The organism is Peribacillus tepidiphilus (genome assembly GCF_009466385.1).
Taxonomy (GTDB): Bacteria; Bacillota; Bacilli; order Bacillales; family DSM-1321; genus Bacillus_BN; species Bacillus_BN tepidiphilus.
In genome coordinates this window covers 226,783-249,962 of sequence record NZ_WIAQ01000002.1, presented here as the reverse complement: position 1 = coordinate 249,962, position 23,180 = coordinate 226,783, and the positions used below count along the sequence as shown (strand labels likewise).

Sequence of the window (23,180 nt, the reverse complement as noted above, 5' to 3'; positions counted from 1 at the left end):
ATTAGTCATTCCCTATTTTAAAATTATTAAAGTATTTTTTATATTTTCTAATAGAAATAACACAATAAAAACAGGAAACTTTACAAAAACAGCCCAAAAAAAAAAAGCTGAGTTTCCTCAGCAGTTTTTTTGTTTATCCTATTAATTGCTTTTCATCTTCTTCATTTACAACTCGGACGAACTGTCCTTCATTGTAAGGATAGCCGGCTTTCGTAATTTTAACCTTAACTATTTCACCAACCAATTCCTCAGAAGCAGGGAATACGACCTTCAAATAGTTATCTGTATACCCAACATAGAGGTCATTATTTTCTTCCGGATTAAAACGTTCTTCCGGTATAACTTCTAAGACTTCCCCTTCAAACTGAGAAGCGTATTCCTTTGCAAGCTGGTCAGAGAGAGCAATTAGACGATGTACACGTTCATTTTTGATCTCTTCGTCCACTTGATTTTCCATTCTTGCAGCTGGTGTTCCTGTACGTTTTGAATACGGGAATACATGAAGCTCAGAGAATTTATGTTCTCGGATGAAATCATACGTTTCCATAAATTCTTCTTCTGTTTCACCAGGAAAACCAACAATCACATCAGAAGTTACAGCAAGACCTGGAAGTGCTTCTTTCAATTTATTTAATCTTTCGCCAAAAAACTCCATTGTATATTTTCTTCTCATTCTCTTTAACACAGAATTAGATCCTGATTGCAAAGGAATGTGAAGATGTCTTACAACTTTATCAGAGCTGCGCAGCACATCTATAACCTCGTCAGTTATTTGGCTTGCTTCAATCGATGAAATACGAATTCTCTTTAGACCTTTTACCTGTTCGTCCAAATCGCGGAGCAGCATGGCAAGGTTATAATCCTTCATGTCTTCCCCATATCCGCCAGTATGGATTCCAGTCAGTACGATCTCTTTATAACCCGCATCAACTAGCTGCTGTGCCTGACGAATAACTTCTTTCGGATCTCGTGATCGCATCAAGCCGCGAGCCCAAGGAATAATACAGAAGGTACAGAAGTTATTACATCCTTCCTGAATTTTCAAGGACGCTCTTGTACGGTCCGTAAATGCAGGTACATCAAGCTCTTCATACACTCTCGTTTTCATGATGTTCCCGACACCATTAATTGGCTTTCTCTCATTTTGATATTGTTTAATGTAGTCTAACAACTTATTTCGATCTTGTGTTCCGACTACGATATCAACACCTGGAATAGCCAAAATTTCTGCAGGAGAAGTTTGTGCATAACATCCTGTAACACAAATAACAGCATCCGGATTTTTTCGAATAGCTCGGCGAATGACCTGACGGCTTTTTTTGTCACCTGTATTCGTTACAGTACATGTATTGATTACATATACATCTGATGTTGCCTCAAAATCTACACGTTCATAGCCTTCAGCTTTAAAAAGCTGCCAAATTGCTTCTGTTTCATAATGATTGACTTTGCAGCCTAAAGTATGAAAAGCAACAGTTGCCATTTTTTTCACCTCAATAATTCAAAATGATAGGAAACAGCGGCCAGTGCATACATAGGGGCTGTTTCCGTTCGTAAAATCCTCGGTCCTAATCCACAAGAAATAAAACCATGATCTTTTAACTGTTCGATTTCATCCGGTGTAAAACCACCTTCAGGACCAAACACAAATACTATACTGTCACCTGCATTAGCTAATGTAAATATTTTTGCCAAAGTAGAGGACTCTCCAGCTTTAGCATCTTCTTCATATGCAACAATTTTATGATCAAATTTCTGAGCGTAAGAAATCAGCTCTCTAATTTTGTAAGGGGCACAAACTGTGGGTATAACGACCCTATGCGACTGCTCAGCGGCTTCCTTGGCAATTTTTTGCAGTCGTTCAATCTTTTTGGAAGATTTTTTTTCATCCCATTTTACGATCGAACGGCTTGCAATAAAAGGGATAAACTCATGTGCACCTAACTCCGTACCCTTCTGTACAATGTACTCTAGCTTATCTCCCTTTGGTAAACCACTCGCTATCGCCACCTTTAAGGGCAACTCTTTTTTTTCATCTATCCATTCTATAACGGTTCCGCTCACTGTTTCATTGGTAATTTCTTGAATCTTAGTTACAGCTGTTTTTCCTGATTCCGATACACATAAGATCGTAGCACCAGGAGTCATTCTCATTACTTTAGAAATGTGATGGACATCATCGCCTTTTATCGTTATTGTATTTCCGCTTAGATTTTCATCACTAACAAAATAGCGCTGCACAACTTCACCCGCTTTCATAGGGCATTAAAAACACTATCCCAATCTTGTAATTCCTGCAAACCATTATACAATAAGGAAAAAAAAGCGCAAACCTCGACCTTTGATGGGTCATGCGCTTTTTAAACATCTTCATCTTTTACTGTTTTTTTGCAATAAAAGCAATCCAATCTTCCATTGATAGAGTCTCTTCAATAATAAAACCAGCAGCGAGTAATGACTCCTTGACTTCTTGTTTCTTCTGTTGAATGATTCCAGAAGTGATAAAATATCCACCAGGCTTCACGATTTTTGCTGCATCATTTGTAAAACGAACGATTACTTCTGCAAGGATATTCGCTACGATGACATCTGCAGAATCTTGAATGCCGTCCAACAGATTTCCTTGTCTGACAGTTACAACTTCATGCACTTTGTTCAGTTTAGCATTTAATTTAGCTGATTTAACGGCGATTTCATCTAAGTCTAGAGCCAGAACAGATTTAGCATTTAGTTTCGCAGCTGCGATACTTAATACACCTGAACCAGTTCCAACATCAACCACTGTGTCACCAGGTTGGACAGTTTTCTCTAATGCCTGAATGCACATCACCGTAGTCGGGTGTGTTCCTGTACCAAATGCCATACCTGGGTCAAGTTCAATAATAATTTCATCGCTATGAGGTTCATACTCTTCCCAAGTAGGTACGATCGTAAATTTTTCCGAAATTTTTACCGGATGGTAATATTTCTTCCAGGCTGTTGCCCATTCCTCTTCATTGACTTCACTGATTGTCACTGAATTTAACCCTAAATCAATATCATAAAGGATTAGATTGTTGATGGCTTCTTTTATGCCTTCAACCGTTTCTCCAAGAAAGCTTGTTACTGGAAGATATGCCTTAATAATAACCCCTTCTTCTGGATAATCATTAGGGTCCAATTGATAGATCTCACCGAATTCATCTCTTCTTTCTTTCACCAATTCAAGAGGATCTTCAATAACAACCCCACTTGCTCCTGCTTCATGAAGAATATTGGATATTGGTTCAACGGCTTCGTTGGTTGTATGGATAGCAATTTCTGACCATTTCATATCTTCCAGCTCCTATCTATTTTTCACCTTTAAATCTATTATTCACCTTTGAAAGCTCTTTTCATTTTGGCAAAAAAGCTATCTTCCTGTTCATCAGGTGCTAATTGTCCACCTATTTCAGCAAATTCCTTTAGAAGTTGTTTTTGTTTTTCCGTCAGCTTTGTCGGGGTTACTACGCGTGTAACAATATGCTGATCACCATGACCGTATCCGCGCACATTCGGAATACCTTTCCCTTTTAAACGGAATCGTGTCCCAGTTTGAGTACCTGCAGGAATTTTCAGCTTCACTTTACCATGTAATGTCGGTACCTCTATTTCATCACCAAGTGCTGCTTGGACAAATGTGATCGGTACTTCACAATATACATCGTCCCCATCCCGTTCAAAGAATTCATGGGACCTAACATGGAACACTACATATAAGTCTCCCGGCGGACCTCCGTTTACTCCAGGTTCACCTTGACCAGCAACACGTAATTGTTGGCCATCGTCGATCCCTGCAGGAACTTTCACATGGATCTTTCTCCGTTTTTTCACTTTACCAGTACCAGAACATGTTGAACATTTATGAGGTATGATTGTTCCACGACCTTGACAAGATGGGCATGTTCTTCGATTTACAATTCTACCAAACGGTGTGTTTTGCTCAATACTGATCTGACCGCTTCCACCACAATGAGAACAGTTTTGAGCCTTTGTACCAGGCTTTGCACCTGTTCCATGGCAAGTATCACAATTTTCTTCTCGTGGAATTTCAATGTCCACTTCTTTACCAAAAGCTGCTTCTTCAAAGGAAAGGGTCATCGTGTATTGAAGATCTGCTCCTTGTCTAGGGGCGTTAGGATCACGACGTCTTCCCCCTCCACCGAAAAACGAGCTGAAAATATCTTCAAAACCGCCAAATCCAAAATCAGCCCCACCAAAACCACCAAAGCCTTGGTTAGGATCCGTATGTCCAAATTGATCGTAATGCGCTCGCTTTTGATCATCGCTTAGTACTTCGTAAGCTTCTTTTATTTCTTTAAATTTATCTGCTGCGTCTGGTTCTTTATTAATGTCAGGATGATATTTTTTCGATAGCCTACGGTACGCTTTTTTAATTTCCTCCTTAGAGGCTCCTTTTGAGAGCCCAAGGACTTCATAATAGTCCCTTTTACTCATATCTATCCATCTCCGATTCCATTCACATAAAGGTTATTTTAACACTCTGTCAACTTATCGTGCAATAAAAACAATTACATATCCTGTTTTATGAGTGAAGATAACAGATTCTCCTCCAACATTTCATTTTATTGAATATAACCATTACTAGTATGTCACAACTAAGCTCCTTTGCTATCAAAACTTAAGAAAAGCTTTCGGTTCTTTATAGGAGCCAAACATAAAGTTACGCGGAAAACTTCTGCGCTTTTAAGCTAGGCGCAGATTTCACATCCGCTCTTCATTAGAGAAAAAAAGTCAAAGCCCAAATTATAGACTTTGACTTTTTTGAATTCAGGCCTTGCCTTACTTATCTTTGTCATCTACTTCCGTGAATTCTGCATCTACAACATTATCGTCTTTTGATGAGCTTTGCCCTTCAGCTCCACCTTGTTGTGCTGCTTGCTGTGCTTTTGCTGCCTCTTCGTACAGCTTCACAGTTAGATTTGTTACGATCTCTTGAAGAGCATCTTTTTTCTCACGGATTTCATTTAGATCATTCTTTTCAATTGCAGCTTTTAAAGCATCCTTTGCTTCTGTAGCTTTTGTTACTTCAGCTTGGTCAACTTTGCCTTCGAGATCTTTTAACGTTTTTTCTGTTTGGAATACTAGCTGGTCAGCTTCATTACGAAGCTCTGCTTCTTCCTTACGCTTTCTATCGGCTTCAGCGTTTTCTTCTGCTTCTCTTACCATGCGTTGGATTTCTTCTTCAGACAATCCAGAAGATGATTTAATAGTGATGGCTTGTTCTTTATTTGTTCCAAGATCTTTAGCACGTACGTTCACAATACCGTTTTTGTCGATATCAAATGTTACCTCGATTTGAGGAACACCGCGAGGTGCAGGTGGGATGTCTGTTAATTGGAAACGGCCAAGCGTTTTGTTGTCAGCTGCCATCGGACGCTCCCCTTGAAGAACGTGAATATCAACCGCTGTTTGATTATCTGCAGCAGTAGAGAATATTTGTGACTTACTTGTTGGAATCGTTGTGTTGCGTTCAATTAATTTCGTGAACACGCCACCCATTGTTTCAATTCCAAGAGAAAGCGGAGTAACGTCTAATAATACTACGTCTTTAACATCTCCAGTTAATACTCCACCTTGAATGGCCGCCCCCATAGCTACTACTTCATCAGGGTTAACGCCTTTATGAGGTTCTTTTCCAATTTCTTTACGAATAGCTTCTTGAACAGCAGGAATACGAGTAGATCCACCTACAAGAATGACTTTATCAATATCTGCTGGAGTTAAGCCTGCATCCTTTAACGCTTGACGAGTAGGGCCCATCGTACGTTCAACAAGATGAGCAGAAAGCTCCTCAAATTTAGCACGAGTAAGTGTTACTTCTAAGTGAAGTGGTCCAGCTTCTCCCGCAGTAATGAACGGTAATGAAATTTGTGTTGAAGTCACGCCGGAAAGGTCTTTTTTCGCTTTTTCAGCAGCATCTTTTAAGCGTTGAAGAGCCATTTTATCTTTAGAAAGGTCAATTCCATTTTCTTTCTTAAATTGCTCTACTAGGTAATCGATAATGACCTGGTCAAAGTCATCTCCACCAAGACGGTTATCACCTGCAGTAGCGCGGACTTCAAATACGCCGTCACCAAGCTCAAGGATGGAAACGTCAAATGTACCGCCACCAAGGTCATATACTAGAATGGTTTGATCTTCTTCCATTTTATCTAATCCGTAAGCAAGAGCAGCTGCTGTCGGCTCGTTAATGATACGCTCTACTTCAAGACCCGCAATTTTACCAGCATCTTTTGTCGCTTGGCGTTCCGCATCGTTAAAGTAAGCAGGAACAGTAATAACTGCTTTTGTAACTTTTTCCCCTAAATAGTCTTCTGCGTAAGACTTTAGGTGTTGAAGAATAATAGCAGAAATTTCTTGTGGAGTGTACTCTTTTCCTTCCACTTCTACTTTATAATCCGTTCCCATGTGACGTTTAATAGAAATAATGGTGTTAGGGTTTGTGATTGCTTGACGTTTCGCCACTTCCCCAACTTGTCTTTCACCATTTTTGAACGCAACTACGGATGGTGTTGTACGGTTACCTTCTGGATTAGGGATTACTTTTGGTTCTCCGCCTTCTAAAACGGCAACACAAGAGTTTGTTGTACCTAAGTCAATACCGATAATCTTGCTCATATTCCAAAAACCTCCTATTCATTATGTAAATGTTTTTAACCGTTAACTTTTACCATTGCAGGTCGGATTACCCGATCCTTCAGCATATACCCTTTTTGAAGTTCTTCTATAACGACATTTGAATCATAGCCTTCTTCTTGAACCTGCATGACCGCCTGATGCTTGTATGGATCAAACGGTTGTCCAACACTTTCAATTGGTTCTACACCTTCACGTTTTAGTGCATCCATTATGCCTTTATAAACCATTTCCATACCCTTAAGTATGGATTTAGTTTCTTCGTTTTCGGTTTTAATATTTAATGCTCGCTCGAAATTATCAAGAGACTGCAATAGATCTGTAGCAAGATTTTGCACTCTATATTTTTGAGCCGCTTCCATATCTAATCTTGCACGGCGTCTTGAATTTTCAAAATCAGCTTGTAATCGAAGATAACGATTTTCCAATTCTTCAATTTTTGCTTCCAGTTCAGCTATTTTCGCCTCTGCTTCTTTTAGCTGTTCTTGTTCAGGAGTTAATTCTTCCATTGACTGTTCATCTTCATTGGTTAATTCATTCACATCTTTGGAAGTCTCTTCCTCTGCAAAAACCTCTTCAACTGGTCCTTGATTTTCAATATTTTCTTCTAGATTTTTTTTCTCTTGTTCTGACATCCATCTCACCTCCCTAAAAGGACTTATATAGAATGACATGTGGATGGGATGGAAGCGTAGACCTCCATCCCTTTCTCAATATCTCCTTGAGTATTAGTTTTGATACACCTTATTCATGACTGCAGAAAAGTCTTCGGAGAATATTTTCAATAAGCTGATAACCCTAGAATATTCCATTCGGGTTGGACCAAGTATTGCGATGGTTCCCAACCGTTCATCCCCTATACTATAGGTTGCTGTAATTAAGCTGCAGTCTTCCATGACAGGATCTTCTATTTCCCGCCCTATTTTTACATGGATCCCTACAGGGTTTTTCTTAAGAAGTTTGTACATATCCTTTTCTTGCTCAATCATTGTAAGCAAGGAACGAACCTTATTAATGTCATGAAATTCAGGCTGACTTAGCATGTTTGTTTTCCCGCCAAAGAACAGCTTTTCATTTGGTGCGACATCTAATGATTGTGCAACAGCATGCATCATTGAATCGTAGTTACTTATTTGCTGTCTTAGCAGTAAAGCAACTTCTTTATAGATTTTATCTTTCAAGTCAACGAGAGGGACACCAATCAGCTTCGCATTAAGAATATTAACCATCTTTTCCATTTCATTGATATTAAAATCGGATGGAAGACTTATCATCTTATTTTCAACGTGACCAGTATCTGTAACAATAATTGCAACAGCCGTTTCATGGCTGATTGGAACAATTTGAAGTCGCTTTAAACGATTTTCCTTTACTTTCGGTCCTAATGCGATCGCTGTGTAATTTGTCAGTTCCGATAAAATCTGAGCAGAGCGCTGAACAATTTTTTCAAGTTCATAAATACGCTCAGCAAAAATAGATCGCAGCTTCATCACATCTTCATTTTTTAGCTTTTGGGGAGAAAGTAAATGATCAACATAGTATCTATAGCCTTTTTCAGATGGTACCCGCCCCGAAGAAGTATGGGTTTTCTCAATAAATCCAAGCTCCTCCAAATCAGACATATCATTTCTAATGGTGGCTGAACTGAAGGTTATCTCTTCTTTCTTAGAAAGGGTACGTGAACCAACAGGCTGAGCCGATTGTATAAAGTCATCAATGATAACTTGCAATATTAATAATTGACGATCAGTTAACATTCTTGATCACCTCTGTTAGCACTCTATAACTTCGAGTGCTAATTCTACTTATAAATTATCAGATGAGCGAAATGATGTCAACGATTATATAACACCGATAAATGACCCAAAAACCTCATTTCCGAGTAATTTTCCCTTATGTGTAAGCTTCAAACTTCCGTTATCGATCGTGATGAGCCCTCTTTTTGTCAAATCTATCATTTGCTCCTTAAATAATTCAGTTAAACTTTGCCCAAATTTCTTTTCAAAAGCAGCTAATTCAACACCAGATGTTTTTCTTAGGCCTAGAAACATTTCTTCTTCCATTCTTTCCATGTCACTGACTTTATGTTTCTCTATATAAGGAAGATTTCCTAATGAAATGGGCTCCATATATTTTTTTAGCGGACCGTAATTGGCAACTCTCATACCATTAACATAGCCGTGGGCTCCAGCACCGAATCCATAATATTCTTCATTATTCCAGTACGTTAGATTATGCCTGCTTTCAAAGTCTTTTTTTGCAAAGTTGCTGATTTCGTATTGATGTAAGCCATGCTGATCCATTTTCTCCATTAATAGCTCATACATTTGCGCTTCAATTTCTTGCGGAGGAAGGTTGAGCTTTCCTTTTTGCATAAGATTATAAAATACCGTTTTCGGCTCAACAATTAGTGAATAACCTGAATAATGAGGAAGCCCAATTTCTAAAGCCTTTTGTAATGTAATATGAAAGTCCTCGAGTGTCTGACCTGGAAGTCCATAAATTAAATCAATGCTTATATTATGAAACCCAGCTTTTTGAGCATTTTCAATGGAATCATATACATCAGATGGCTTATGAGTTCTACCGATTTTTTTTAATAGCTCTTCATTAAAGCTTTGCACCCCGAAGCTGATCCGGTTCACTCCATAAGTATGAAGAATTTTAAGTTTCTCTATAGATAAATCTCCCGGGTTTGCCTCAAATGTAAACTCTACGTCGTTTTGGTAAGGTAGGTTTTTCTCAATCATTGTACAAAGCAGCTTCAATTGGGACTCATTTAATGAAGTCGGTGTCCCCCCTCCGACAAAAATAGTATGAAGTTGATCGGTAGGATTCATTTTTAATGCAAGCTGCATTTCTTTTTCCAGTGCGAACAAATACTCATCAACAGGTTGACCTTTTAGAAACATTTTATTGAAATCGCAATAATGACAGATATGCTCACAAAACGGTATGTGAATGTATGCGCTTCTGATCATCAGGTCCCCCCCTTTTCATTAAATGTGCAGCTCCAATTATGAAATAAAAGAGGCTAGCTTAGGAAATCCTTCCCGTTCTAGCCCCCATCCTTTTATTTCTTTGGTGTTGTATCATCCATTTTCAATACTGCCATGAAAGCCTCTTGCGGAACTTCTACAGAACCAACCTGCTTCATGCGTTTTTTACCTTCTTTTTGTTTCTCTAACAGCTTACGTTTACGGGAGATATCACCACCGTAACATTTCGCCAAAACGTTCTTTCTCATTGCCTTTATGGTTGAACGGGCAATGATTTTCTGTCCAATTGCAGCCTGGACAGGTACTTCGAATTGCTGTCTTGGAATAAGGTCCTTCAGCTTTTCAACAATGACCTTTCCTCGTTCATATGCAAAGTCACGGTGAACGATAAAGCTCAAGGCATCTACCTTTTCGCCATTTAGAAGGATGTCCATTTTAACAAGCTTCGAAGCTTTATAACCGATTAGCTCGTAATCAAAAGAAGCGTAGCCTTTTGTACTAGATTTCAATTGATCAAAAAAGTCATATACGATTTCGGATAGCGGAATTTCATAGACAATGCTAACGCGTGTTTCATCCAAATATTGCATATCGATGAAAATACCACGTTTTTCTTGGCATAGCTCCATAATAGCTCCGACATAATCATTTGGAGCCATCATTGTTGCTTTTACATATGGCTCTTCTACTACATCAATCTTTTGCGGGTCTGGCATGTTAGATGGATTATCTACATGTACGACCGAGCCATCTGTCAACTTCACATGGTAAATAACACTCGGTGCAGTTGTAATGAGATCAATTTTGAATTCACGTTCGATACGCTCTTGAATAATTTCCATGTGTAATAGTCCCAAGAAACCACAACGGAATCCAAACCCAAGCGCTTGAGATGTTTCTGGTTCAAACTGCAATGCAGAATCGTTCAACTGCAGTTTTTCAAGCGCATCTCGAAGATCGTTAAAACGTGCAGAATCAATTGGATATAAACCACAATAAACCATCGGATTCAATTTTCTATAACCAGGCAGCGGTTCAGTAGCTCCGTTTTTCGCATTCGTAATCGTGTCACCAACACGTGTATCACCGACATTTTTAATCGAAGCGGTTAAGTAGCCTACATCACCTACTGTCAGTTCATCAACAAGCACTGCTTTCGGGGTGAATACACCAACTTCTGTTACCTCGAATTCTTTACCAGTTGCCATCATTTTAATTTTATCTCCGACTTTAACCGATCCATCTACTACCCTAATGTAGGCAACTACACCACGATACGCATCGTAAAGCGAGTCAAAAATCAATGCTTTTAAAGGGGCATCTGGATTTCCTTGTGGAGGAGGTACTTGTTTTACTACCTGCTCAAGAATTTCCTCAATACCGATTCCTGCTTTTGCTGATGCTAGAACAGCTTCGGATGCATCTAAGCCAATCACTTCCTCAATCTCATTACGCACTCTCTCTGGATCAGCACTAGGAAGATCGATCTTATTGATAACAGGCAAGATTTCCAGGTCATTATCTAAAGCTAGGTATACATTTGCTAATGTTTGTGCTTCAATCCCTTGAGCAGCATCCACTACTAGGATGGCACCTTCACATGCAGCCAAGCTGCGGGATACTTCATACGTGAAGTCTACGTGACCTGGTGTATCTATTAAATGAAAAATATATTCCTCACCATCAGATGCTTTGTATTTTAGTTGAACAGCATTTAGTTTGATCGTAATTCCACGTTCTCTTTCAAGGTCCATGGAATCAAGCAGCTGATCTTTCATTTCACGCTGAGAAAGGGCATTGGTTTTTTCTAAAATTCTATCAGCTAACGTAGATTTCCCATGATCGATATGCGCGATAATAGAAAAGTTGCGAATTTTTTCCTGACGCTTTAATTTTTCTTCTATGTTCATTTATTTCACTCCTGTAATTCGACACAAATACACTAGTTTTGATTATATCAGTCCAAAAAGCAACATTCAATTAGTGAAGATGATAAATCATTTGCTTCAGATGAAATATTGTTATAGTAGTATTGATAACAAATTAGAAATACGATTTTTTGATTACGAAAAATGTTGGAATTTCAAAGTGTGAATGAATCAAACATGTAAAAAGCAAAAGTTACTCAACCATATGGGATGATCCCAAATTTGAGTAACTTTTTAGAGATATTAATTGAAAAGTTTGTTTGTTATTTCACTGAAAAGATTTGTAACCACATCTGAAATTTTTTTCCCAATACTCGAAAACATATTAAAGGCCTTCATTTCTTCCAGCTGTTTTTTCTTTTGCTCCAAATCATGGCTGGTCACTTTTTGTCCGAGCACAGATGCTTCCGTTCCACTTTTTCCTTCTTTTACTTGAAATGCACTATATAACTGAGGATCGTTATAGCCCTTCATTTTTTTCATTCCATCATTCGCTTGCTGCATGCCGAACAATACACCAAAGAAAAGGACGAAAACCAACAAAAAGCATTTTAACATAAACTTAACCATATCTGCACCTCAACCCATTATTTCCCTTCTGTTTTCGATTCACTGTTAACTTCCTTTGCATTTACCTCATTCCAATAGTAGTCACTGAAAACAATGGAGAAGGCTTCAACAGAACGATAGAGCTCTTCAAACGTATTATCCACTCCGCCAAACTCCAATAGCATGGCATTTTCAGACAGATCTTGATTGTACTTTCCATTCACACGGGGGCCTTGCTGCTTCAGTACCCCTCTAGATAAGCCCGGGAACTTTTTTTCCAGCATATAATGCAGTTTCTCTGCAATCGCGACATTCTTTTGAAATTGTGCGTTTTCTCCACCTACAACAAATGCCAGTTTTGCATAATTTTTGCCATTAATCGTTATAGTGGTTTGCTCTTTCCTTTTTGAATCGCGATGAATATCAATGACATATTCTAAATGATTGTTAGAGGCAATGGCTTGCTGAACAACGCCTCTTGATTCCTGATACGCTTTCGGAAAGGTTAATCCTTTTTTTGTTAAATTACCCATTACATCTGTTTTATCAACTAATGTCCCAATTCCTTTTTCTTCTAACTCTTGAGAAAGTTTTTCTCCTAGTTTTGTAACATTTATTTTTGAATGATACGCTAAATCTGGATTTTTCACATCTTTGAGATATGGTAAATACGACTCACGATTGTGCGTATGATAAATATAGACAACTTTCTTTCCATTTGTTGATCCTATAGATTTATTTTCTGGCTCATCAATGGCCTCAAGATTTTGAAGAGCTGCCTCTCTTTCAGAATGCATTACTTCAGGTGGAGGCGCAGATTCATATGGCATATTGGTATAATTCGTTCCTTCACCAGCTACTAAAATCTCACTATCAAAAATTGAAAACCCCGGTAACTCCCTTCCTAGCAAGCTTCTCGGATCATCTAAGGAGATGTTGGCAGACAGTTTTAATAATTGCTTTGACAAAGCAGGTGTCGGCTCTTTATTTGGTAAAGCTTCTTGAAAATAATGATTTTCCTGAGATATTAACGAAAAAAGCATTTCTCCCGAAAAAACTCTAGCAGTTTCATGAACAGATTGAGAAGATATTCTGTATTCCGGTTTCAATGAAGTTAATAATCCACTCACCGAAAACACAAAAAGCATCATGACCAATATAAGAAAGAATCCTTTAATGATTGTCGAGCCCCGAATTACGGTTATCAATTCTACGTTTTGGTTTCGTCTCATAGTTCCACCCTTTCTGAGCTTGTCTAGTAAATAGATATGTAAATACTAGAAAAGGTAGAACTAATTTTGAGAACGCTGAAAAACGATTGCATTCTTCAGCACGGCATGACGTATCTCAACTGACAAGCGTTTTCCATCACTTTGTATGAGAAAAAAATATTAGTCTTCTTACCTTGTGTAATAACCCGTATTTTCTTGATTAATTGCATCATGCAGAGCAGCATTTAATCCATTTGCAAGTAAGTTGGCCATATCTTCTATAAAAACATCGACCTCTTTCGGTGTAACCATTAAGTTGTGACCAATTGGTGATAGAACTTCATGAATCAGCTTTCTCTTTTCTTCTTCTGAAAGTGTCCCAATCATTCCAAGGAAGGTTTTTCGATGTTCTTCTTCAGGCAAGTCTTCATCCGTAAGCTTTTTTCTTTTCCCAAAGCTAAAACCAGCTGGTGTCAAAGAATTGGAAGGACGGTTGCCATCTTTTAATTCCTTACCGAAATGCTTTAAAATAAAATCAATTGTGTCGCTTGTAATGGAAACCGCATCGACCACAGTCGGAACGCCTATAGCAATGACAGGAATTCCTAAAGTCTCTCGACTCAATTCTTTCCTTTTATTGCCAACTCCTGAACCTGGATGGATTCCTGTATCAGAGATCTGGATCGTAGAATTTACTCTTTCAATTGAACGAGCTGCCAAAGCGTCGATCGCAATCACAAAATCTGGTTTAATTTTTTCAATAACCCCATGAATGATGTCGCTCGTTTCAATACCTGTCAAACCCATAACACCTGGTGAAATTCCGCTGACCGGTCGAAACCCTTCCTTCACCTGTTCTGGTTCCAATTCAAATAAATGTCTTGTAATGACCAGATTCTCAACAACAGAAGGCCCTAAGGCATCGGGGGTTACATTCCAGTTTCCTAAACCCACAACCAGACAGCTGCTATCTTCCGTCAAGTTCAATTTTTTTAAAAAATAAGAGAATTCCTCAGCAAATATTTTTTCAACCTTTTGCTGTAAATCACTGTTTTGCTGACGAATCCCCTGAACCTCTAACGTGATGTAACTCCCCTTTTTCTTTCCGATCGCTTTAGCCCCTTCTTCAGTAACTTCAACCAAAGATACTTTTAAATCATCTACTTCTTTTTCCTTAATGATGACACCTTCAATTCGAGAGAGGTTTTCAGTAGTTGAAACTCCTCTTTCCGCTACAGCCATCTCGTTTGCCTCCAATGCTAAATCCGTACGAACAGAATATTGGCTTAATTCTAAATGTTGATCCATCGCTTAACCTCCAATAAAATTCATCCTTTTCTCTATTTTTTTCCTTATCTTAAGATTCTCATTCCGAAAAATTGATATTAGTTATAGCTTCTACTGTTTTTTCATTGTATAATCTTGTCCATGAACTCCTGAATGACCAAACTAGAGTATTGCAATATAGGGTACAGTCTGATAGAATATCCTTTGTTGCTAATTGTTAACGATTTGAAAGTCGAGTTCATATAATCTCGATGTCTTTGTAGGAGGTGAACGGAATGCCAAACATTAAATCTGCTATCAAACGCGTAAAAACATCTGAAAAAGCAAGAGCTCACAACGCAATGTTTAAATCTGCTATGCGTACTGCTGTGAAATCTGCTGAAGCTGCAATTGCTAACAAAGATGAAAATGCAAAAGAAGCGCTTTTACTTGCTGTTAAAAAATTAGACAAAGCTGCATCTAAAGGATTAATCCATAAAAATGCGGCAGCCCGTAAGAAATCTCGTCTTACTAAAAAGCTTAACGCATTAAATGCTTAATTAAGCATAATAAAAAAACGATCCACCTTTGGATCGTTTTTTTATTTGCTCAACTTTAAGAACAATAACTCTAATAAAAGTGCTTTATCCATACCCCCGGTCTTCATTTTATAATCTGCATCAGCAAGCTGGTTCATAAGATAAAGGAGCTCATCAGTCTTAAATTCCTTTACTTTTTCTAATGCAAGCTTTATGCGAAAAGGATGCACCTTAAGAAGCGTAGCGATCCTTTGCTGTCCATAGCCTTGATTAGCTAACTCCTTAACTTGATAAAGAAGCCTTAATTGTCCAGCCATGATCGATAAAATTTTAATGGGTTCTTCATTTTGATTAAGCAGATCCTGCAACATGGATACCGACTCGCTAATTCTCCGCTGTATGACAAGTTCTACCAAAGTAAAAACATTTTGCTCAAGTGATTTTGAAACTAATAGTTCGACTGTTTCTTTTGTGATTATATCGTCTTGTCCAATATACAAAAGCATTTTATCGACTTCGCTATTTAAAAGCATTAGATTTGTTCCTGCAAGCTCTAGAAGGGTTCGAAGCGCCTCTTCGTCCATTTTTTTTCCAGCTGCTCTTACCTTATCGTGAACCCAGCTTTTTAGCTCCTGTTCATTTAGCTTTTTGGTCTCCACAACAACTGCTCTTCTTTTTAGTTCCTTCGTAATCTTCTTCCGTTCATCCAATTTTTCATAAGGTGCAGATAATACGATTACTGAATAAGGGGCTGGATTTTGAATATATCTTTCAAGTGAAGCGATCTGATGCTCAACTTTTGATTTTGATTTTTCAGTTGTTAAGAACACAGGATTATGTAAAAAAACGACTCTCTTCTCACCCATGAAGGGCAAAGTTTCTGCTTCTTCTAAAGCCTTCTCTACAGGTATTTCTTCCAGATCAAATTGGGAAAGATTAAAATCGAGCTCTTCTTCATTCAATGCATGTTCAACAATGAGCCTTTTCGTTTCATTAATAAGGAAAGGCTCATTGCCAAATAATAAATAGAGAGGAGCAATTTCCTTTCTCTTAATGCTTTTCCATACGTCTAATACCAAATCAAATCCCCTACTTTTATAAAATATATTACCATGGTAACTATGGTTGTACGATTTGGCAAGTAAAAGAGGGAATTGATTGCGGTAGGTCAATTCCCCCGATCTATATAAACGCCTGAAAGCAAGACCCGGGTTCTTACTCCTCGACGGGAAGAATGAATCGTTTTTAAGGACCGCTTTGTAGTTATATTTTTCACCTCACAAATGTAAACTATTTGTGACAACTCTTGCTATTAAAGGAAAACAAAAAGGCAGCTGTAGATTTTTTTTTTGTAATCGCTTATACTAATTAAAGAAATAGGGGGGGTAGACATGAACGAATTTGAAAAAAATGTCCAATCAAAACGTAATGATGCAGTAGATTCCGCTGTTGGATTCATCGTTTCTTTCGGTTTCTTCGCTACAATGTTCATTATTGCCACTGTCATTCATTTTGTTGGAGCTTAATAACAACATACATAGGCCTTCATTTCATATGGAGGTCTTTCTAATGCTCATTAAGAAACTTCTGTGAATTATTACAAGTTCTGCTAATTTGTAATATTGTATGGAAGTTGAGTAGAAAAGGTTCCAAACTGTTTATTAAAACGATACGTAAACGAAACAGCTCCACTTTTGTCTGTCCGAAAGTAGTTTATTCCTTCCCCTTCAAGAATTTTCAATACTTCTGAATGCGGATGACCAAATCGGTTATTCTTCCCTGTAGAAATAACAGCTACTTTTGGTTTGATCGCACGAATAAAAATGGAAGAAGTAGAATTTTTACTTCCGTGATGTCCGATCTTTAGCACATCAATCTTAAGCTTTGGGAATGACTTTACCAACTCTTCCTCACCCTTTTTACCAAGATCCCCTGTAAAAAGCCAGTTAAGATTGGCGATTTTTGCAAAAAGCACAATGGACTCTTCATTTTTATCCTCGTGGTTCTCATTTGGTCCAAGCACATAGAGTCGAATATTTCCAATATGGAGTGTATCTCCTCTTTTTACCAATCGGATTTTTAGCCCTTTTCCTTTTGTCACCATTTTGTTGCCATACTCCTTTATGGAAGGAGCAGCAATAACAAGCTCTTTTACTGATATCGATTCTATAACTGCCATAGCACCTCCAATATGATCTTGATCCGGATGAGTAAGTATAAGTTTGTCAAGATTACGAATCCCTTTACTTTTTAAAAAAGGAACGACAATATCAGCACCAGGCTCGAAGATCCGATCAGTGGTCTCCCATTCTTCTTTAGCAAAATTCATAACTCCTCCCGTATCAATGAGAATGTTTCCTTTACCAAATGGCTGTTTGATTAAAATCGAATCTCCTTGTCCCACATCAATAAAGGTCACTTCTCCAATTGGACTGAGACAGGGCGCTGAAAAATGATAAACGAGAATCATGCAAACCAAAAGAGAAGCTTTTAACATTTTCTTTGTGAAACCCTTTTCCCAAGTTAGGAATAAATTAAGAATAGATCCACACAGGAGAAGGGTAGTGTAAAAAGTAGTTTTTCCAAATGTGATGGAAGTAATCGACAGTAGGGAGACCCAATTAGCAATTGTGTTACTGTAATGCAACACCATCTCTAGTGGTGATTGTAAAATAGAAGAAATGAAAGGATCCATCATATTCAATGCGTAACAAAGCATCACTCCTGGAAGGAGGATTACCGTATAAAGGGGAATATAGACAATGTTCAAGATGACACCAATGAAAGATACCTCATAAAAATGATACAGTAGAATAGGGATTCCAGAAAGCTGAGAAATGATGCTTGCTGTGAGAAGTTTTGCAGCCGCATCCCACACTTTATACGAACGAGTAAGAATCCTTTCGGATAACAACAATGAAAAAGTAATGGAAAAAGATAGCTGAAAACCGATATGAAATAGTAAATAGGGGTTATACATTAAAATACCAGAGAAAATGAGTGACAGAATATCAAATGAAGATATACGGGTTCTAAATAATTGAAAGAGAATGTATGTCATGACCATCAAGCAAGCTCTTACGACAGAAGGAGAACCTCCAGCGAGTATTAAGTATACCGGTAAAATGATTAATAATAACGCTTGAACCGATCTTCTTGTTAATCCTGCTCTTATGCCAATATAAAAAATAATCATGGATATCATTCCAACATGCAACCCAGAAATAGCCAATATATGGACGAGTCCCAACTTTTGAAAAGACTGATACGTTTCCTCTTCAATCCAGCTTGATTCACCGAAAATTAACGCAGCAGAAAATGCTCTAAATTCCTCATTCTTTTCTTTTTCTAAAGTCTTTAAACCCTTCCATCTTACATGTTTTATTTGCTCGAAAAGTGAAGGAGATGCTTTTTGACAGAATCGTAAGGGGAATTCATTTGGCTTAAAAATCCATGTAATCCCTTGCTGTTGGAGATATTTTTGATAGTTAAAAGCGTTTTGATTGCGGTTTTTTTCTGGGAGTATAAGTTCACCCTCCATTTTACAAGTTTGTCCCAGCTGATAGGCTTCCAAAAACTGCATTTTTTCGTGTTTATTTTTAAAGGTGTAACGAAGAAGGAGCTTTTCCTTTTGAGGAGTCAATATGATGGTTTTTAGTACTTTGCCGTTCACTTCAGGCAATTCGGAGAATCTAGCCATAATACTGTGCTCTTTCTCTAAGAGCTTGGTTGATTGGAGATGTTGGTGAAGAAATGAAAAGGAGTAAAACATTCCGAATATAATAATGAAAAACAAAAATCCTTGCCAATTTGAAAATCGAATAAGGAAATAAAGATAGAGAATCATAAGCCAAAAAAGCTTGAAGCTAGGCTGAAAAAAAGAGAGGATGCCAAAAACAGTAGCAACTAGCAACAATATAGACCATTGTTTCACGTTATGCTCCTTGTAAAAATAATAATGGGATCCTCTGCTTACAACAAGAAAACAGAGGAAGTTCCCTAATAAAAAGTTACTTAAATAATCGTTCCGCTTTTTCCTTAAATAGCTGATGTTTTTCTTGATCAGAGCTTAAAGAGGCAATCTCTTTAATTAGCTCGTCTACTAATTCCTTTTTATCCCTTGAAGCTGGATCCATACTTTCTTGTTCTAAAGGGACATGCTCTACGATAACCCCTGCCTGTTGGAACAACTCTACAGCATAAGGGTGATTCTTATAGTCTTTCGCATAGTAAACCGCTTTAATTCCAGCTTGTATGATCGATTTACAGCATTGAAGGCAAGGAAAATGTGTCACATATATTTCTGCTCCAGAAGTAGGAACGCCAAATTTAGCACATTGAAGAATGGCGTTCATTTCCGCATGGATCGTCCTTACGCAATGGTTATCAATGACATAGCATCCCTTATCGATGCAATGGTCTCCCCCAGCAATGGAACCGTTGTACCCTCCTGCTATGATTCTCTTGTCACGGACGATTGTAGCTCCGACCGCCAATCTCGTACAAGTGCTTCTTAAGGCAAGCAAATGGCTTTGTGCCATAAAATATTGGTGCCAGCTAATTCGATTCATGTTCCTTCCCCTTTTTGATTATTTTCAATCTTTTCTTATTTTACCTTCTCCTTATTTTTTTGTGTAGGGGATCACACATCAGTTTACCGTAATAGAATCCTTCAATTTCTCAAAAGTCTTTTCACCTATTCCTGTTATATTTTTTAATTCGTCAATGTTTTTAAACCTGCCATTTTGATTTCGATATTCTACGATAGAAGCTGCCTTTGAGGGCCCGATTCCAGGCAATGTCTGTAATTCGTTTTCATCAGCGGAGTTTAGGTTTACTTTTCCTCCTGAAGCATTAGCATTTGAGTCATTATTTGAAACGATTCCTTCCCCCTCTTCTCCCATTTTCGGTACGTAAATGACCATCTGGTCCTGAATCTTCTCTGCAAGATTGACCGCATTTTGATTGGCATTTTCAGTAAAACCTCCTGCAATTTTTATCATATCGATCACCCTATCCTCTTGTTTACCAATATATACTCCTGGTGAATGGACAGCTCCTTTCACATCTACCTTTATGGTGGAGTTTATAGGTTCTGTTTGATCTTCATTGCTTGATTCTGATGTTGTTTCAAGGTTTTCTAAGTTGAAGATTTCACCTTCCTGTTCTTTCTTTTGAGCAGATTGAAAAAAAGAATAGGCAACTGCTGCTAAAGCGACAAAAACAATCATAATGATTCGTTTGTTTTGTTTAAAAATTTGATTCATAGTATCTTAACCTCCAATTTGTTTTAAAAAGGGTATAAATAAATTTTTTTTTGCATAGTGTTTTATGAATAGTTATGTCAGGGGGTGGAAGAGCATATGAAAATAGGGATAATCGGAACAGGGAACATGGGGAGGATCTTAATCGAAGCATTGCTTGACTCTAAATCTGTTTTTCCGTCCGAAATGATGGTGATAAACCGAACAATTACAAAGGCGTTACAGTTAAAAAATGAATATAACACTCTACGCGTAACGGAAAATATTTACGAATTGATGCTTTTCTCTGACCTCATTTTTATTTGTGTAAAGCCCAAAGATCTATATACTGTTTTAACGCAAATAAAACCGATGTTAACAAGCCAACATTGCGTAATTTCTATTACGAGTCCAGTTTCTGTACAACAATTGGATTCCATTCTGTCCTGCTCTACAGTGAGATGGATTCCTAGTATTACGAATAGAGCGTTAGCAGGGGTTTCATTATTAACATTTGGTGTAAATTGTAGCGAAGAGTGGAAATCAAAAGTTTTCGATCTTGCGGAAAAGATATCTGTTCCTTTGGAAATTGAGAATAAAATAACGCGTGTCTCATCAGATATTGTTAGTTGTGGACCTGCATTTTTTAGCTATTTGGCTCAAGCTTTTATTCAAGCAGCTACCAAAAGTACTGGCATTGATCAAAAAACTGCAACCATCCTAACAGAAAAAATGCTGGTTGGCTTAGGGGAATTATTAAAAAAAGAGTATTATTCTCTACCGACACTTCAGGAAAAAGTATGCGTCAAAGGTGGAATAACGGGAGAAGGAATCAAAGTAATGGAACAAGAGCTTGGGAATATGTTCATTCATCTTTTTGAAGCAACTCACAAAAAATTTGAGGATGAAATAAAAAGCATGGAGGGGCAGTTCGGAGTTCCGTATTAATGTATTCGTCGAACAAAAGTAAACTCCTTCTAATATTTTTAAAAAATTTCGAAGAAAATGGGGTTTTTATCTTAAGATAGACACTCTATCTTTTTACCATAAAAAAAAGCACATCCTAATGAAAGATGTGCCTTTTGTTATTTTTTCCGTGCAGCGAACAATATGCGTTCAGTCTTCTCATGAACCTCTTCATTTTCCAAATCTGAGAAGACCTCTAAAAGCTCAAAGCCGGTATTTTTTAACCAAGCCTCGTATTGCTCAATAGGAAAGGTGCGTTGATAATGAAGCTCGTCAAACCTTTCATAAAGGTCTTGGTCAGCTTTTTTCACAAAAAAAGTAAGCTCATGCTCCACACTTAAGGGTTCATCCCCTTGAAAACAATTCCAAATGTATGATACATGCTCTTCATTTATTGCATAGGTTTGATTATGGAATAAATGCTCCATTTTATAGACTGAATGGACATCGAACATGAATAAGCCGCCTGGCTTTAAATGCTTGAGAACGGATTGAAATGCGTTAACGACATCTTCTTCCTTTTTTAAATAATTGATGGAATCGCAAAAGATGACCACTGCATCAAAAGTACCCAATCCTTCAAGCTGTGTCATGTCTTGCTGGTAAAAAGGAATGTGATAGCCTTTTTGTTGTGCTTTCTCAGACGCGACCATCAACATTTCTTCAGAAAGATCCACCCCTGTAGGGTTAAATCCATTTTCCTTTAGGAGGATAGAGAACACCCCCGTGCCGCATGCAAGATCTAATACCTTCTCGCCTTCAATCCGGTACTTCTTTATCGTTTCAGAAAACCGCTCCAGCCACTTCTCGTATGGAACGTCTTTCATGAGTTCATCGTAAATAAAAGCGAATTTCTGATAGCTCATGAATTCAACTCATTTACGATGTTTTCGGTTGGGGCGTCACCCCATAATCTCTCTAGGTTGTAATAGCTTCTTTCATCTCGGTGGAAAATATGAGCCACTACATCCCCGAGGTCGACAAGCACCCATTTCGCCTCATCGAAGCCTTCCATTCTTTTTACCTCATAGCCTTTTTCTTCAACCTTTTCTTTTATTTCTCTCGCTATGGCTTGTACTTGTTTATCTGAATTCCCATGACAGATCATAAAATAATCCGCTACAAGGGAAATGCCTTTCATGTTTAAGACGATGATATCCTCTGCTTTTTTATCATCTGCCGCTTTCGCAGCCGTAATGAGCAAGTCTCTTTCACTCATGTATCAGATTCCTCCAGTTTCAGTAATAGATCATTATACGTATGAAAAGTATCAGGATAGATGCGCTGGTTTTTTTTCATTAAAAATAGGATGGTATTTTGCAACGACTTAATCAATGCTTTATCCAAGGATTGTTTAGCTAACTCCCTTACCTCTTCGACTCCAGGGAATTTTCTACCCGGTTCTATATAATCGGCTAAAAAAATAACTTTTTCAAGCAGGGTCATGTTTACTCTTCCAGAGGTGTGGTACCTGATAGCATCTAACACCTCAGGATCCTCAACGCCCGCTTCTTTTTCTACCAGATAGGCCCCGACAGGAGCATGCCATAATTCTTCATTATACTCCAATAAATCTTTGGGCATTTTCTCTCTAATGATGATTTCTTTCATTTCTTCCTTAGGACGAAATTTCGCATAATCATGAAAAATAGCAGCCAGTTCCGCCTTTTTTACGTCTGCTCCGTATTTTTCAGCCAGCCAGATTGACGTTTCAACCACGCCTAATGTGTGTTGATAACGATGCTCTGTTATTTGTTCTTTTACAAGCTGCAGTGCTTTTTCACGTTCCATAGAAAAAATA

Annotated in this window: 22 protein-coding genes; 3 read left to right on the top strand and 19 right to left on the bottom strand. The window is 38.0% G+C overall.

From position 1 onward, the window contains the following. Positions 1-133 precede the first annotated feature (133 nt). The 12 genes from mtaB to gpr all read right to left on the bottom strand — a co-directional run bounded on the left by mtaB (position 134) and on the right by gpr (position 14,673). Positions 134-1,483, bottom strand: coding sequence for a tRNA (N(6)-L-threonylcarbamoyladenosine(37)-C(2))-methylthiotransferase MtaB (gene mtaB, locus GD441_RS02600; protein WP_153123373.1), 1,350 nt, complete (start codon positions 1,481-1,483; stop codon positions 134-136). Between the two features lie 5 nt (positions 1,484-1,488). Further along, entirely contained in the window at positions 1,489-2,241 is a 753-nt protein-coding gene (locus tag GD441_RS02595; protein WP_153123371.1) for a 16S rRNA (uracil(1498)-N(3))-methyltransferase, read from the bottom strand. A gap of 136 nt (positions 2,242-2,377) precedes the next feature. Beyond that, the gene (prmA, locus tag GD441_RS02590; RefSeq protein ID WP_153123369.1) at positions 2,378-3,313 is read right to left on the bottom strand and encodes a 50S ribosomal protein L11 methyltransferase; all 936 of its coding nucleotides are present in this window, start codon (positions 3,311-3,313) and stop codon (positions 2,378-2,380) included. 38 nt (positions 3,314-3,351) lie between these two features. Next, a complete protein-coding gene (dnaJ, locus tag GD441_RS02585; RefSeq protein ID WP_153123367.1) occupies positions 3,352-4,476 on the bottom strand; it encodes a molecular chaperone DnaJ in 1,125 nt (374 codons plus the stop codon). Between the two features lie 345 nt (positions 4,477-4,821). Beyond that, positions 4,822-6,660: a molecular chaperone DnaK gene (gene dnaK / locus GD441_RS02580; RefSeq protein ID WP_153123365.1), complete on the bottom strand. Its 1,839-nt coding sequence runs from the start codon at positions 6,658-6,660 to the stop codon at positions 4,822-4,824. 35 nt (positions 6,661-6,695) lie between these two features. Then, positions 6,696-7,313: a nucleotide exchange factor GrpE gene (gene grpE / locus GD441_RS02575; RefSeq protein WP_153123363.1), complete on the bottom strand. Its 618-nt coding sequence runs from the start codon at positions 7,311-7,313 to the stop codon at positions 6,696-6,698. Between the two features lie 93 nt (positions 7,314-7,406). Beyond that, a complete protein-coding gene (hrcA, locus tag GD441_RS02570) occupies positions 7,407-8,435 on the bottom strand; it encodes a heat-inducible transcriptional repressor HrcA (protein ID WP_153123361.1) in 1,029 nt (342 codons plus the stop codon). 84 nt (positions 8,436-8,519) lie between these two features. Then, positions 8,520-9,659 carry a radical SAM family heme chaperone HemW gene (hemW, locus tag GD441_RS02565; protein WP_153123359.1) on the bottom strand — a complete coding sequence of 380 codons (1,140 nt, stop codon included), beginning with the start codon at positions 9,657-9,659 and terminating at the stop codon, positions 8,520-8,522. Positions 9,660-9,751: 92 nt separating this feature from the next. Continuing rightward, entirely contained in the window at positions 9,752-11,587 is a 1,836-nt protein-coding gene (gene lepA / locus GD441_RS02560) for a translation elongation factor 4 (RefSeq protein ID WP_153123357.1), read from the bottom strand. 261 nt (positions 11,588-11,848) lie between these two features. Beyond that, the gene (locus GD441_RS02555) at positions 11,849-12,175 is read right to left on the bottom strand and encodes a YqxA family protein (RefSeq protein WP_153123355.1); all 327 of its coding nucleotides are present in this window, start codon (positions 12,173-12,175) and stop codon (positions 11,849-11,851) included. 17 nt (positions 12,176-12,192) lie between these two features. Continuing rightward, a complete protein-coding gene (gene spoIIP / locus GD441_RS02550) occupies positions 12,193-13,386 on the bottom strand; it encodes a stage II sporulation protein P (protein WP_153123353.1) in 1,194 nt (397 codons plus the stop codon). 168 nt (positions 13,387-13,554) lie between these two features. Continuing rightward, the gene (gene gpr, locus GD441_RS02545; RefSeq protein ID WP_153123350.1) at positions 13,555-14,673 is read right to left on the bottom strand and encodes a GPR endopeptidase; all 1,119 of its coding nucleotides are present in this window, start codon (positions 14,671-14,673) and stop codon (positions 13,555-13,557) included. A 254-nt stretch (positions 14,674-14,927) separates the two neighbouring features. On the opposite strand from gpr, the gene rpsT reads away from it, so the two are divergent. Then, positions 14,928-15,191, top strand: a complete 264-nt coding sequence (rpsT, locus tag GD441_RS02540; protein ID WP_153123348.1) for a 30S ribosomal protein S20 — start codon at positions 14,928-14,930, stop codon at positions 15,189-15,191. 41 nt (positions 15,192-15,232) lie between these two features. Here rpsT and holA read toward each other — a convergent pair whose 3' ends face one another. Beyond that, a complete protein-coding gene (gene holA / locus GD441_RS02535; RefSeq protein WP_153123346.1) occupies positions 15,233-16,249 on the bottom strand; it encodes a DNA polymerase III subunit delta in 1,017 nt (338 codons plus the stop codon). A 312-nt stretch (positions 16,250-16,561) separates the two neighbouring features. Here holA and GD441_RS02530 point away from each other — a divergent pair, with 312 nt between their 5' ends. Then, complete coding sequence (locus GD441_RS02530) at positions 16,562-16,696, top strand: YqzM family protein (protein WP_153123344.1); 135 nt, start codon at positions 16,562-16,564, stop codon at positions 16,694-16,696. 83 nt (positions 16,697-16,779) lie between these two features. On the opposite strand, the gene GD441_RS02525 is transcribed toward GD441_RS02530, so the two are convergent. From GD441_RS02525 to GD441_RS02515, 3 genes are all read right to left on the bottom strand, one after another. Continuing rightward, the gene (locus GD441_RS02525) at positions 16,780-19,104 is read right to left on the bottom strand and encodes a DNA internalization-related competence protein ComEC/Rec2 (protein WP_191992080.1); all 2,325 of its coding nucleotides are present in this window, start codon (positions 19,102-19,104) and stop codon (positions 16,780-16,782) included. Positions 19,105-19,180: 76 nt separating this feature from the next. Then, positions 19,181-19,741 carry a ComE operon protein 2 gene (locus tag GD441_RS02520; RefSeq protein ID WP_153123340.1) on the bottom strand — a complete coding sequence of 187 codons (561 nt, stop codon included), beginning with the start codon at positions 19,739-19,741 and terminating at the stop codon, positions 19,181-19,183. A 78-nt stretch (positions 19,742-19,819) separates the two neighbouring features. Then, entirely contained in the window at positions 19,820-20,437 is a 618-nt protein-coding gene (locus GD441_RS02515; protein WP_153123338.1) for a helix-hairpin-helix domain-containing protein, read from the bottom strand. Between the two features lie 96 nt (positions 20,438-20,533). Between GD441_RS02515 and comER the strand changes: the two genes are divergently transcribed. After that, positions 20,534-21,361, top strand: coding sequence for a late competence protein ComER (comER, locus tag GD441_RS02510; protein WP_153123336.1), 828 nt, complete (start codon positions 20,534-20,536; stop codon positions 21,359-21,361). Positions 21,362-21,498: 137 nt separating this feature from the next. Here the strand turns inward: comER and GD441_RS02505 are convergent, their stop codons facing one another. Genes GD441_RS02505 through yqeK form a run of 3 tightly spaced genes read right to left on the bottom strand, consistent with a single transcriptional unit; the run spans position 21,499 to position 23,170 of the window. Further along, positions 21,499-22,245, bottom strand: a complete 747-nt coding sequence (locus GD441_RS02505) for a class I SAM-dependent DNA methyltransferase (RefSeq protein ID WP_153123333.1) — start codon at positions 22,243-22,245, stop codon at positions 21,499-21,501. Next, entirely contained in the window at positions 22,242-22,598 is a 357-nt protein-coding gene (gene rsfS, locus GD441_RS02500) for a ribosome silencing factor (protein WP_153123331.1), read from the bottom strand. The genes GD441_RS02505 and rsfS overlap by 4 nt, the downstream gene beginning before the upstream one ends. After that, the gene (gene yqeK, locus GD441_RS02495) at positions 22,595-23,170 is read right to left on the bottom strand and encodes a bis(5'-nucleosyl)-tetraphosphatase (symmetrical) YqeK (RefSeq protein WP_153123329.1); all 576 of its coding nucleotides are present in this window, start codon (positions 23,168-23,170) and stop codon (positions 22,595-22,597) included. Before yqeK ends, rsfS begins: the two co-directional genes overlap by 4 nt. Between the last annotated feature and the right edge of the window lie 10 nt (positions 23,171-23,180).

Coding starts and splice junctions, on each gene's coding strand:
- mtaB (WP_153123373.1), bottom strand. CDS start 1,483: ATGGCAACTGTTGCTTTTCATACTTTAGGCTGCAAAGTCAATCATTAT.
- prmA (WP_153123369.1), bottom strand. CDS start 3,313: ATGAAATGGTCAGAAATTGCTATCCATACAACCAACGAAGCCGTTGAA.
- dnaJ (WP_153123367.1), bottom strand. CDS start 4,476: ATGAGTAAAAGGGACTATTATGAAGTCCTTGGGCTCTCAAAAGGAGCC.
- dnaK (WP_153123365.1), bottom strand. CDS start 6,660: ATGAGCAAGATTATCGGTATTGACTTAGGTACAACAAACTCTTGTGTT.
- grpE (WP_153123363.1), bottom strand. CDS start 7,313: ATGTCAGAACAAGAGAAAAAAAATCTAGAAGAAAATATTGAAAATCAA.
- hrcA (WP_153123361.1), bottom strand. CDS start 8,435: ATGTTAACTGATCGTCAATTATTAATATTGCAAGTTATCATTGATGAC.
- hemW (WP_153123359.1), bottom strand. CDS start 9,659: ATGATCAGAAGCGCATACATTCACATACCGTTTTGTGAGCATATCTGT.
- lepA (WP_153123357.1), bottom strand. CDS start 11,587: ATGAACATAGAAGAAAAATTAAAGCGTCAGGAAAAAATTCGCAACTTT.
- GD441_RS02555 (WP_153123355.1), bottom strand. CDS start 12,175: ATGGTTAAGTTTATGTTAAAATGCTTTTTGTTGGTTTTCGTCCTTTTC.
- spoIIP (WP_153123353.1), bottom strand. CDS start 13,386: ATGAGACGAAACCAAAACGTAGAATTGATAACCGTAATTCGGGGCTCG.
- gpr (WP_153123350.1), bottom strand. CDS start 14,673: ATGGATCAACATTTAGAATTAAGCCAATATTCTGTTCGTACGGATTTA.
- rpsT (WP_153123348.1), top strand. CDS start 14,928: ATGCCAAACATTAAATCTGCTATCAAACGCGTAAAAACATCTGAAAAA.
- GD441_RS02530 (WP_153123344.1), top strand. CDS start 16,562: ATGAACGAATTTGAAAAAAATGTCCAATCAAAACGTAATGATGCAGTA.
- GD441_RS02520 (WP_153123340.1), bottom strand. CDS start 19,741: ATGAATCGAATTAGCTGGCACCAATATTTTATGGCACAAAGCCATTTG.
- GD441_RS02515 (WP_153123338.1), bottom strand. CDS start 20,437: ATGAATCAAATTTTTAAACAAAACAAACGAATCATTATGATTGTTTTT.
- comER (WP_153123336.1), top strand. CDS start 20,534: ATGAAAATAGGGATAATCGGAACAGGGAACATGGGGAGGATCTTAATC.
- GD441_RS02505 (WP_153123333.1), bottom strand. CDS start 22,245: ATGAGCTATCAGAAATTCGCTTTTATTTACGATGAACTCATGAAAGAC.
- rsfS (WP_153123331.1), bottom strand. CDS start 22,598: ATGAGTGAAAGAGACTTGCTCATTACGGCTGCGAAAGCGGCAGATGAT.
- yqeK (WP_153123329.1), bottom strand. CDS start 23,170: ATGGAACGTGAAAAAGCACTGCAGCTTGTAAAAGAACAAATAACAGAG.